Source organism: Microbacterium sp. NPDC056234, from assembly GCF_042267585.1.
In the GTDB taxonomy this organism is placed as follows: Bacteria; Actinomycetota; Actinomycetes; order Actinomycetales; family Microbacteriaceae; genus Microbacterium.
In genome coordinates this window covers 153,808-164,905 of sequence record NZ_JBHJTE010000006.1, presented here as the reverse complement: position 1 = coordinate 164,905, position 11,098 = coordinate 153,808, and the positions used below count along the sequence as shown (strand labels likewise).

The 11,098-nt window shown below is 67.4% G+C and carries 10 protein-coding genes; 3 read left to right on the top strand and 7 right to left on the bottom strand.

What is annotated here, in order from left to right; all coding sequences use genetic code 11:
- Positions 1–9: 9 nt before the first annotated feature.
- The 3 genes from ACFCYE_RS16475 to ACFCYE_RS16465 are packed head-to-tail and all read left to right on the top strand — an operon-like array spanning position 10 to position 3,262.
- The gene (locus ACFCYE_RS16475) at positions 10–2,058 is read left to right on the top strand and encodes a M3 family metallopeptidase (RefSeq protein WP_376180475.1); all 2,049 of its coding nucleotides are present in this window, start codon (positions 10–12) and stop codon (positions 2,056–2,058) included.
- On the top strand, positions 2,055–2,729 hold the full coding sequence (locus tag ACFCYE_RS16470) for a class I SAM-dependent methyltransferase (protein WP_376180473.1): 675 nt from the start codon (positions 2,055–2,057) through the stop codon (positions 2,727–2,729). Before ACFCYE_RS16475 ends, ACFCYE_RS16470 begins: the two co-directional genes overlap by 4 nt.
- A 38-nt stretch (positions 2,730–2,767) precedes the next feature.
- On the top strand, positions 2,768–3,262 hold the full coding sequence (locus ACFCYE_RS16465; RefSeq protein ID WP_376180472.1) for a GyrI-like domain-containing protein: 495 nt from the start codon (positions 2,768–2,770) through the stop codon (positions 3,260–3,262).
- Positions 3,263–3,298: 36 nt separating this feature from the next.
- Here ACFCYE_RS16465 and ACFCYE_RS16460 read toward each other — a convergent pair whose 3' ends face one another.
- The 7 genes from ACFCYE_RS16460 to ACFCYE_RS16430 form a co-directional block, all read right to left on the bottom strand.
- Positions 3,299–4,072, bottom strand: a complete 774-nt coding sequence (locus ACFCYE_RS16460) for a MerR family transcriptional regulator (RefSeq protein ID WP_376180470.1) — start codon at positions 4,070–4,072, stop codon at positions 3,299–3,301.
- A gap of 73 nt (positions 4,073–4,145) precedes the next feature.
- The gene (locus ACFCYE_RS16455) at positions 4,146–5,288 is read right to left on the bottom strand and encodes a serine hydrolase domain-containing protein (protein ID WP_376180468.1); all 1,143 of its coding nucleotides are present in this window, start codon (positions 5,286–5,288) and stop codon (positions 4,146–4,148) included.
- A 111-nt stretch (positions 5,289–5,399) separates the two neighbouring features.
- Entirely contained in the window at positions 5,400–6,533 is a 1,134-nt protein-coding gene (locus tag ACFCYE_RS16450) for an epoxide hydrolase family protein (protein ID WP_376180467.1), read from the bottom strand.
- 54 nt (positions 6,534–6,587) lie between these two features.
- The gene (locus tag ACFCYE_RS16445) at positions 6,588–7,391 is read right to left on the bottom strand and encodes a hypothetical protein (RefSeq protein WP_376180466.1); all 804 of its coding nucleotides are present in this window, start codon (positions 7,389–7,391) and stop codon (positions 6,588–6,590) included.
- Between the two features lie 40 nt (positions 7,392–7,431).
- Positions 7,432–8,700: an ATP-dependent Clp protease ATP-binding subunit ClpX gene (gene clpX / locus ACFCYE_RS16440; protein WP_376180464.1), complete on the bottom strand. Its 1,269-nt coding sequence runs from the start codon at positions 8,698–8,700 to the stop codon at positions 7,432–7,434.
- Between the two features lie 97 nt (positions 8,701–8,797).
- Positions 8,798–9,649, bottom strand: a complete 852-nt coding sequence (locus ACFCYE_RS16435) for an aldehyde dehydrogenase family protein (RefSeq protein WP_376180462.1) — start codon at positions 9,647–9,649, stop codon at positions 8,798–8,800.
- Positions 9,646–11,088: an aldehyde dehydrogenase family protein gene (locus ACFCYE_RS16430; RefSeq protein ID WP_376180461.1), complete on the bottom strand. Its 1,443-nt coding sequence runs from the start codon at positions 11,086–11,088 to the stop codon at positions 9,646–9,648. The genes ACFCYE_RS16435 and ACFCYE_RS16430 overlap by 4 nt, the downstream gene beginning before the upstream one ends.
- Between the last annotated feature and the right edge of the window lie 10 nt (positions 11,089–11,098).

Sequence of the window (11,098 nt, the reverse complement as noted above, 5' to 3'; positions counted from 1 at the left end):
GCTCGTGACATGACCGCCGACGCCAATCCGCTGCTCTCGCCGTCCGCTCTCCCCTACGGTCTGCCCGACTACTCGGCGATCCGTCCGGAGCACTACCTGCCGGCATTCACGGCCGCATTCGCCGAGCATCTGGCCGAGATCCGCGAGATCACGGCATCCAGCGCCGCACCGACCTTCGAGAACACGATGGTGCCGCTCGAGCAGGCCGGTCGCCTGCTCGAGAACGTCGCGCACGCGTTCTACACGGTCAGTTCGGCGGACGCGACGGCCGACATCCAGGCCATCGATGAGGAGCTCGCACCCCTCATGGCTGCGCATCAGGATGCCGTCAGCCTGGATGCCGCGCTCTACGAGCGGATCCGCGACCTGCACGAACGGCGGGACGAGCTCGGTCTCGAGGGAGAGGACCGGTATCTCGTCGAGCGGCACCACCGCGAGATGACGCACGCCGGCGCCGCGCTCGACGACGATGCGAAAACGCACCTCACCGCACTGAACCAGCAGCTGTCCACACTGACGACGGCCTTCGAGAAGAACCTCCTGGCCGACACCAACGATCTCGCCGTGCACTTCGACGACTCGGCGGAGCTCGACGGTCTGGCCCCGGGCGAGCTGTCCGCGGCATCCCGCGCCGCATCGGATCGCGGTCTGGAGGGGTACCTGATCACGCTCCCCCTGTTCACCGGGCACCCGTACCTGGCCTCTCTGACGAAGCGGGACACGCGTCGCCGCATCATGACCGCGTCGCGATCCCGAGGGTCCCGTGGGAACGCGAACGACAACCGTGCCGTGCTGACCGAGATCGTCCGCCTGCGCGCAGAGCGCGCAGCACTGCTCGGCCACGCCTCGCACGCGGCGTACGTGACCTCGGACGAGACCGCCGGCAGTCCCGGAGCGGTCTCCGACCTGTTGCATCGGCTGGCCGCCCCCGCCGCTGTGAACGCGCACCGGGAGCAGGCCGCGTTGCAGCGGATCATCGACGCCACCGAGGCAGCGCCATTCGCCCTCGAAGCGCACGACTGGGCGTTCTACACCGAGAAGGTGCGCTCCGCCGAGTTCGACATCGACACGGCGGCCCTGCGTCCGTGGTTCGAGGCCGAGCGGGTTCTTCAGGACGGCGTGTTCTTCGCCGCGACGCAGTTGTACGGCATCACGTTCGTCGAGCGCACCGACCTGGTCGCCTACCACCCCGGCGCACGCGTCTTCGAAGTGTCGAACGAGGACGGCAGCGCGCTCGGGCTGTACATCCTGGACCTGTACACGCGCGACTCCAAGCGCGGAGGGGCCTGGATGAACCCCATCGTCAGCCAGTCCCGCCTGCGGGGCACGTCCCCCGTGGTCGTCAACAACCTCAACGTCGCCCAGCCGGCGGACGGACAGCCCACGCTCCTCACCCTCGATGAGGTGACGACGCTCTTCCATGAGTTCGGTCACGCCCTGCACGGCCTGTTCGCCACGGTCACCTACCCGCATTTCGCCGGGACGAACGTGTTCCGCGATTTCGTCGAGTTCCCCAGCCAGGTGAACGAGATGTGGATCATGTGGACCGAGGTCTTGGACAACTACGCCCGCCACGTGGACTCGAACGAGCCGCTCGACACCGGAATCGTCCAGCGGCTGAAGGCGACCGAGACCTTCGATCAGGGCCACGCGACGAGCGAGTACCTCGCCGCGGCCTGGCTCGATCAGGCCTGGCATCGGCTCGGTGTTCAGGATGCCGTCGCCGACGTGGCGGATTTCGAAGCCGCCGCTCTCGCCGAGATCGGGCTCGACAACCCGGCCGTGCCGACGCGATACTCGTCGACCTACTTCGCCCATGTGTTCGCGGGGGGCTACAGCGCCGGGTACTACTCCTACATCTGGAGCGAGGTGCTGGATGCCGACACCGTCGAGTGGTTCCGCGAGAACGGCGGCCTGACGCGCGCAGCCGGCGCCCGATTCCGTGAGCGTCTGCTGGGCGTCGGCGGTTCCAAGGATCCGCTGGACGCCTACCGCGACTTCCGTGGCAGGGATGCCGAGATCGAGCCGCTGCTGACACGCCGCGGGCTGGAGGGATGAGCAGTCACGAGCGCCTCGACGCGGTGAGGCGGGCATTCGACGCGAGGGCTGCGACCTACGACGAGAGTCGAATGCACCGCAGCCTGGCCGCTGCCGTCGCGGCCTACGCCGATCTCGACGGCGTCGTCGATGTGCTCGACGTCGCCACGGGCACGGGGCTGGTGCTGCGAGCCCTGCATGATCGCGCCGTCGACCTGCGGATGACCGGAGCCGACATCTCCACCGAGATGCTCGACGTCGCTCGCGATGCCCACCCCGATGCGGTGTGGCTCGAGGCAGACGCGGCTGCCCTGCCTGTTCCGGACCGTTCGACGGATCTCATCACGTGCGTGACGGCGCTGCATGCGATCCCGGACACGCGCTCGGCACTTGCGGAGTGGCGACGGATACTCAGGCCCGAGGGTCGAGCGCTCACCGCGACGTTCCAGGAACGCGAGCCCGACCGCTCGATGCCCGGACGTTCCGCATACCCGAGCGACCACGCGCCGTTCTCCTCCATCGGACGCCTCGAACGCACCGCTGAAGACGCGGGATTCCGCATCGAACGCAGCACGATCTGGTCGGATGGATACGACCGGCTGATCATCGCGCAGTGGCGTCCGATCGGCACCGACGAAGGATCACGAGCGAACAGCGCCGCGGCCGTCGCGCAGGCACCCGACGGCACCTAAGCTGGCCCCAGCGCCCCACCTGACGCAAAGGAGTTCGAATGACCGCCTTCCCCGAAAGCGCCTTCGGTCCGGCCGACCTGCTGGAGCTCGATGCTCAGCCCCTCGCCGTCGTTCGGCACGACGGCATCCGCATCGAAGATCTGCGCGATGCCTTCGACACGGGCTTCGCCGCGATCGGTCGTCTTTTCGGCGAGGGTCGGCTCTCGCCGGTCGGGCCGGCGCTCGCGATCTACCGAGGAAACCCCATGGAGGCGTTCGACCTCGAACTGGGCTTCCCGGTAGCAGAAGCACCGACGCAGCCGATCGAATCGGCGGGTGAGACCGTCGTCGCCGCGGCGCTTCCGGCGGGCTCCGCGCTCGCCACGACGGTCTTCGGCTCGTACGACACGCTGGGCAACGCCTGGTCCGCGCTCGTCGAGCATGCGGATGCCGCCGGAAAGACCCTGCGCGGCATCTCGATCGAGGTGTACGTGTCCGATCCGACGGAGCCGGCCGAGCGACTGCGCACCGATCTCATCCTTCCGATCGACTGAGCGGCCGAGCCGATTCGGCTCCTCGCTCGAAGCGCTCTAGCGCGGGATGCGCACTCCTGCCTCGCGCAGATGCGCCTCGACGAGCGCGAGCAGCCGCTCGGACGCCGTCCCCTCTTCGGATCCGAAGTCTCGCACCACCCGGTAGCGCGCGGTCGTGTCGGTTCGCGCCTGCATGCCGGTGACGATCCGCAGGTGCTGAGGGTGTGCGAGATAGTGATCGGCCATGGCCTGCGCGAACTCGGGGATCCGGGGGTCGTCGCGCGCCCATGTCGCCGACTCCGCGCCCAATCGACTGAGCGCGACGAAATCGGGATCGAGCAGCGCATCCTCGATCGCCGCCAGATGGTCGTCGAAGCGCTCAGGCACCATGGCCTTCGCGAGGATGAGTCCCTGGCGCGACAACTCGACGTCCTCGACGCTGAAACCGTGCTCCGGCATCCGCTCCAGAAGGGCCGCTGCGCGTTCGGGAAGCAGAGCACGATTGCCATCCACGAGACGACGCAGGGTCTCGCGCCGGGCGAGGAGTTCGTCGATCTGTGCGGCGAGCCGCTGCTCGACGGCTCCGATGGTCTCGGCGAAATCCTCGTCTTCGGCGTCGAGCAGCGGAGCGATCTCGGCCAGGGGTACGCCCGCGCCCGCGAGCGCGCGCACCTGAACGAGGCGGAGCAGATCGTCCGGGGTGTAGCGCCGGTAGCCTGAGCCGTCGCGCTCGGGCTCCGCCACCAGGCCGAGCTTGTGGTAGTGCCGGACCGTCTTCACCGTGACGCGGACGAATGCTGCTGCCTGGCCGATCGTCACTCCACTGCTCATCGGTCCAGCTTCCTGCCTGCGGCCGTCGGGCGACGTGATCCACGCCGCCCGACAGCTGCGATCACTCGCGATCTCACACGTTCGGCGAGCTGGCAGCAGCAGTGCGGAACACGGCATCGACGAGACGCTGCGATCCCACCTGGAACGGAATCGCCAGCGTCATCGCCGCGTCGTCGATGTAGTTCAGCGTCGCGGTCATCGTCGTGCGCGCGTCCGGGGTGGCGTACATGAGCGCGGCATGCCCCGCCGCCCCGCCGTTGTGGGTGAGCACCGTGCCGGACTCGCCCAGGTCCTGGACGAACAGCCCGAGGCCGTACCCCATCCCGGGAACGGGAGTCTCACGGGTCGCGCACATCTCGTCGCGGAGGTCATCCGGAAGCATCGTCCCCGTGGCGATCGCCGTGATGAACGTCTGCAGATCCTGCGACGTGGAGATCATGTCGCCACCGCTGGAGATCCACGACGGATTCTGCTCGGTGACATCGACCGTCCGCGCCTCGCCGTCATCGTCGAACCGGTAATACGCGTGCGCGTGCGGTTCGGCGATCTCCGTCTCGTACGTCGGCTGGACCGTGCCGGACAGGCCCAAGGGCTCGATGATCACGCGCTGCATCTCTTCGGCGATCGAGCGTGCGGTGACCGCTTCGATGATGAGCCGGACGATCGCGAAGTTGGTGTTGGAGTAGCTCCAGTCCGTGCCCGGTTCGAAGCGTGCCGGCTTCGACAGGGCCAGGCGCACGAGATCTTCCGGGGCGTAAGAGGCGAAGCGGTTGTCCACCCACTGCTTGCCCGCGATCGTCGACGGGATGCCAGGGACGATCGTCCCGTCCGGGTAGTACTCGCCGGTGAAGTTGAACACGCCGCTGGTGTGCTGCAGCAGCATCCGCACGGTGATGCGCCGGTCGATCCCGAACTCAGGGAGGTAATCGGCTGCGGGCGCGTCCAGTGCGATCTTCCCCTCGGCCACGAGGCGCAGCGCCAGGACGGCCGTGAACGTCTTGGTGTTGCTCCCGATGCGGACGTGGCCGTCGATCGGTGGAAGCGCATCGGAACCGAGCTCACCGCGTCCGGCCGCTCCGATCCATTCGCCCCGCTCATCGCGGACGCGGAGAGTGATCCCCGTGACTCCCGACTCGACGATGGCATCGAGGATCTCCTGCAGTTCGGGGCGATCCGGGGTGGTGTTCTGCTGGTTCTGCGCGGCGGCGAGAGTCATGATCTGCTCCTTCGTATCCATGTGCTGCGACCCGATCCGGTGTCGCTGCGCCGAGTGTGAACCCTGACCCCGGGTCAAGGTCAACACCCGATTCGCGGATTCAACAGCAGGTCATCGCACCGGTCGTTCTGCGACCTCGGCCGCCATCAGACCGGCCTCGTCCGCGAGGAGGCGCAGTCGTTCCGAAAGCGCCTGCGGCACCTCCGCTGCGGCGAAGTGACCTCCCTCACTGAGCCGCTCGAACGACCGCAGGTCCCGGTAGAACGCGCGCGCGAGCACTTCCGGGTAATCATGCTCGTGTCGCTGGATCGCCACGACCGCCGGCACTTCCACCGGCGCGATGACCGCGTCGACACCCCGATCGAAATAAGGCCGGAACGAGGAGGCGATCGTCTGCGTCGCCCAGTAGATCGTCGCCTCCGTCAGGATGCGCTCGCGGGCGATGCGCCGTTCGACGCCGGCGGGCTCGCCCGCGGGCGTGTCGCTCCACTCGGCGAGCTTCTCCGTGATCCATGCCAGCAGCCCGACCGGAGAGTCGTTCAACGCAGCCGCCAAGGTGTCCGGCCTTGTGGCCTGCAGATGCGCGTACGCACCATCGGGACCGCCGGTCGCCGCGAGTCGGTCGAAGAAGGCGCGTGCCTCGGGGTCGTCGAGCGCCTCGCGCTCCTCGTCAGTGCCGAAATGCGCGTGCGTCACGAGAATTCCGGCGATCTGGTCCGGATGTTCGGACGCGATGAGGTCGCTGACATTGGCCGAGATGTCCTCGCCGTATACGAGGTACCGTTCGTAACCCAGGACGTCGGTCATCAGCGCATGCATCATGTCCGCCATGACCTTCTCGGTCATCGTGCCGTCGTACGGCTCCGAGAAGGCGAAGCCCGGAAAGCTCGGCGCCACGACGTGGAAATCCGGCAGGAGTCGCGCGAGATCGAGCTGCAACGCGAACGTGTGCGGCCATCCGTGCATGAGCAGGACTGCCGGCGCGTCAGCGCCCTGCGCGCGTCGATGCACGAAATGCAGTCGCGTACCGTCCACGTCCGCGAGGAACTGGGGCTCCCTGTTGAGCTGCTTCTCGCGAGTGCGCCAATCGAAGACTCGCCACGCCTCGACGAGCTCGGCGAGGTAGGCCGCTGTCATCCCCGTAGCCGGCCGACGTGGAGAGTCGTTCAGCAGGCGGGACCGTGCGAGGCGGTCGCTCAGATCATCGAGGACATCATCGGGCACGGCGATCTCGAAAGGGTGCATGCCGTCACGGTAGACCTGGCCTCGGACATCCCTTCTGCGGCGTTCGTCGCGCGCTCAGAGGCCGAGTTCTGGCTGCACCGGAATCGGCTGCGGGATGACGAGCGATCCGTCGAGCAGCTCGCGGTCCCCGAGCGGTTCGGAGAGCTCCACGGTGAACGGCGTCGGCGGATTGCTCTGGCAGGTGAACGCACCCTCGCCCTCGTGCGGTCGGACGGCGACACGGATGAGCACGGCGTCCTCGGTCTCCTCGAGAGACACCACCTCGATCCGCCCCTCGGCATCGCGACCGCTGTTGCAATCCCGCTCCGTGACGAGCAGCGCCAGCCGGGTGCTGTCGGCGTCAGGCGCAGCCGCCGGGTCGAGCGCGACCTCTGCCGACGTGAGCGGCGAGGGGTCGAGCGCGAGCGTGCACGATGCACTGCTGGTCAGAATCCAGCCGGGCTCTCCGGTGGCGGGCAGCTCGTCCATCCTGTCGACGATGACGACCTCGTAGTCCCCTTCGGCCTCGAGCGGGTGAAGCATCGTGACACTGTCGGTCGCCTGCACGGCGATGATCCACGCGGACAGATCGCCGTCCATGGCCGCGCCGCCGACATCCTCGACGGCGGCGGCGATGCCCGCAGCATCCGCTTCCGGCAATCGGTCGGCTCGGACGCCTGCGTGGTATGTCTCAGGGTCGATGAACCGACCGTTGCACTCGTAGGCTTCGGCTTCTGCCTGCGAAGCGCTGTCAGCCCCCGCGGCGCTGCCCGGCTCTGCCGTGGAGCTCGGCGCTGGTGCTCCCGAACAGCCCGCCAGCAGCAGGGCCGAAACCACGGCCAGTCCGCTTCTCGTCCATCGCTTCTGCGTCGTCGTCATACCCTCGAGTGTCGCGAGGGGCACGATCATCTCACGCGGATCAGGCGCTCTTGCGCTTGCGCTCCATGATCACCGTCGGCGGCGCACCCTCGTCGACCGCGGCGCGTGTCACGATGACCTTCGCGACGTCCTCTGTGGAGGGGATCTCGAACATGATCGGGCCCAGCACGTCTTCGAGGATCGCACGGAGGCCGCGTGCACCCGTCTTGCGCTCCACCGCGAGGTCCGCGATCGAACGCAGCGCGTCCTCTTCGAACTCGAGCTGCACTCCGTCGAGCTCGAACATGCGCTGATACTGCTTCACCAGGGCGTTTCGCGGGCCGGTCAGGATGTCGATGAGCGCGCTCTGATCCAGCGGGGACACCGAGGCGACGACCGGCAGACGGCCGATGAACTCGGGGATCAGTCCGAACTTGTGCAGGTCTTCCGGCAGCACCTCGCTGAACAGATCGAGGTCCTTGGTCTTATCGTGCAACGGTGCGCCGAAGCCGACGCCGTGCTTGCCGACACGCGACGACACGATGTCCTCGAGTCCGGCGAACGCGCCGGCGACGATGAACAGCACGTTCGTCGTGTCGATCTGCAGGAACTCCTGGTGCGGGTGCTTGCGTCCGCCCTGTGGCGGCACCGAAGCGACCGTGCCCTCGAGGATCTTCAGCAGCGCCTGCTGAACGCCCTCGCCCGACACATCACGCGTGATGGACGGGTTCTCGGCCTTGCGCGCGATCTTGTCGATCTCGTCGATGTAGATGATGCCCTGCTCGGCGCGTTTCACGTCGTAGTCGGCGGCCTGGATGAGCTTGAGCAGGATGTTCTCGACGTCCTCGCCGACGTAGCCCGCCTCGGTCAGAGCAGTGGCATCCGCGACCGCGAACGGCACGTTGAGCCGCTTCGCGAGAGTCTGGGCGAGGTAGGTCTTGCCGCAACCGGTGGGACCGATCATCAAGATGTTGCTCTTGGCGATCTCGATGTCCTCGGCGCGCTGCTCGGCCGACTGCAGGGTGCTGCGGGCGCGTACGCGCTTGTAGTGGTTGTAGACCGCGACCGACAGCGCCTTCTTCGCCGGTTCCTGTCCGACGACGTACTCCTCGAGGAAGGAGAAGATCTCGCGCGGCTTCGGCAGATCGAACTCGGCGACACCTGACGCCTCGGACTCGGCCATGCGCTCTTCGATGATCTCGTTGCACAACTCGACGCACTCGTCGCAGATGTACACGCCGGGGCCAGCGATGAGCTGCTGGACTTGTTTCTGGCTCTTTCCGCAGAACGAGCATTTGAACAGGTCGGCGCTCTCACCGATACGAGCCATGCGCATCCTCCTCAGGATCCTGAGATCTTCCTGACGAGCCTAACCCGTGCATCGGACACCGAGCCGCATTGGCACGACTCGGCATCCGCGATGCACGTCACACCATGCTCTTGGTGTGCCAGACCGTCTTCGTCTCGGTGAATGCCGCGATCCGTGCGGGTGACGCTTCCACGGCCCCCGGGGGCAGCACGCGCTTGAGCGTGTCGGCCGCCGCGATCTCGAGATCGACCCACTCCAGCTCCCCCGCACCGGCGAGGTCGAGGGCGTTGACGTCGGCGTGCGATGCGAGCCATGGAGCGACCTCCGCCGAGGATCCGGTGAGGACGTTCACCACGCCGCCGGGGAGATCGCTGGTGGCCAGCACCTCGGCGAAGCTGATCGCCGACAGCGGGAAGCGCTCGCTGGCGAGCACGACGACGGTGTTCCCCGCGACCAGCGCAGGGGCGACGACGGAGACGAAGCCGAGCAGCGCCGAATCCTGTGGAGCGACGATCGCGACCACGCCGGTGGGCTCAGGGACCGAGATGTTGAAGTACGGACCGGCGACCGGGTTGGCATTGCCGGCGACCTGGGCGTACTTGTCGCACCAGCCCGCGTACCAGACCCACAGATCGATCGCGTCGTCGACCTGGGTCGCAGCAGCACCTGCCGAGATGCCCTGCTGCGCGACGATCTCGTCGATGAACTGCGCCCGACGCCCTTCCAGCACCTCGGCGACGCGGTACAGCACCTGACCGCGGTTGTACGCGGTCGCGCTCGACCAGCCCTTCACCGCCGCTCGCGCGGCGACGACGGCATCCCGAGCATCCTTGCGCGACGCCTTGGCCGCATTCGCGAGGAAAGCGCCCTTGGCGGAGACGACTTCGTAGGTGCGACCGGACTCGCTGCGCGGGAACGCTCCGCCGATCGCGAGCTTGTAGGTCTTGGGGACGGACAGACGCTTGCTCATGCGGAAGCTCCCTTCAGGTAGGACGTGAGCCCATGACGGCCGCCCTCGCGGCCGTATCCGGACTCCTTGTATCCGCCGAACGGGCTGGACGGATCGAATCGGTTGAACGTGTTCGCCCACACGACACCGGCGCGCAGGCGATCCGCGACGGCCAGGATGCGAGAGCCCTTGTCACTCCAGATTCCGGCGGAGAGCCCGTACGGCGTGTTGTTCGCCTTTGCGATCGCCTCGGCCGGAGTGCGGAACGTCAGCACCGAGAGAACGGGTCCGAAGACCTCGTCCCTGGCGATCCGGTGGGACGCCTCGACGCCGGTGAAGATCGTCGGGGCGAACCAGAAGCCCTTCTCCGGGATGGCGCAGTCGGCGGTCCACCTCTCGGCGCCTTCGGCCTCGCCGATGTCGCTGAGCTCGCGGATGCGAGCGAGCTGCGCCGCGGAGTTGATCGCACCGATGTCGGTGTTCTTGTCCAGGGGATCCCCGAGACGCAGAGTGGACAGCCGGTCCTTGAGCCGGTCGATGACCTCGTCGTGGATCGACTCCTGCACCAGCAGGCGACTGCCGGCGCAGCAGACGTGCCCCTGATTGAAGAAGATGCCGTTCACGATGCCTTCGACGGCCTGATCGATCGGTGCGTCGTCGAAGACGATGTTCGCCGCCTTGCCGCCGAGCTCCAGCGTCAGCTTCTTCCCGCTGCCCGCCACGGCGCGGGCGATGTCGCGGCCGACTCCGGTCGAGCCGGTGAAGGCGACCTTGTCGACATCCGGATGCCGCACCAGTTGCGCCCCGGTCGAACCCGCCCCGGTGATGATGTTCACGACACCGGCCGGGAGATCAGCCTGCTGCAGGATCTCGGCGAAGATGAGCGCCGTGAGCGGCGTGGTCTCCGCGGGCTTGAGCACGACGGTGTTGCCCGCAGCCAGTGCCGGCGCGATCTTCCACGCCAGCATCAGCAGGGGGAAGTTCCACGGGATGACCTGACCGGCCACGCCGAGCGATCGCGGATCCGCACCGAGCCCTGCATGGTCGAGCTTGTCCGCCCAACCGGCGTAGTAGAAGAACCAGGCGGCGACCATCGGCACGTCGACGTCGCGGCTCTCCTTGATCGGCTTGCCGTTGTCGAGACTCTCGGCCACCGCGAGCTCGCGAGCACGCTCCTGCACGAGCCGCGCGATGCGGAACAGGTACTTGCCCCGATCCCGCCCGCTCATCTTCGACCAGGTCTTCTCGTAGGCGCGACGCGCAGCAGCGACGGCGCGATCGACATCGTCATCGCCGGCACCGGCGATCTCGGCGATGCGCGATTCGTCAGCCGGGGAGATGGTCGTGAAGCTCGGGCCGGAGCCATCGACGAACTCGCCGTCGATGAACAGCCCGTAGCTGTCCTTGAGGTTCAGGACGGACTTCGACTCCGGAGCCGGAGCGTATTCCAGGAATGACATGCTTTCGCTC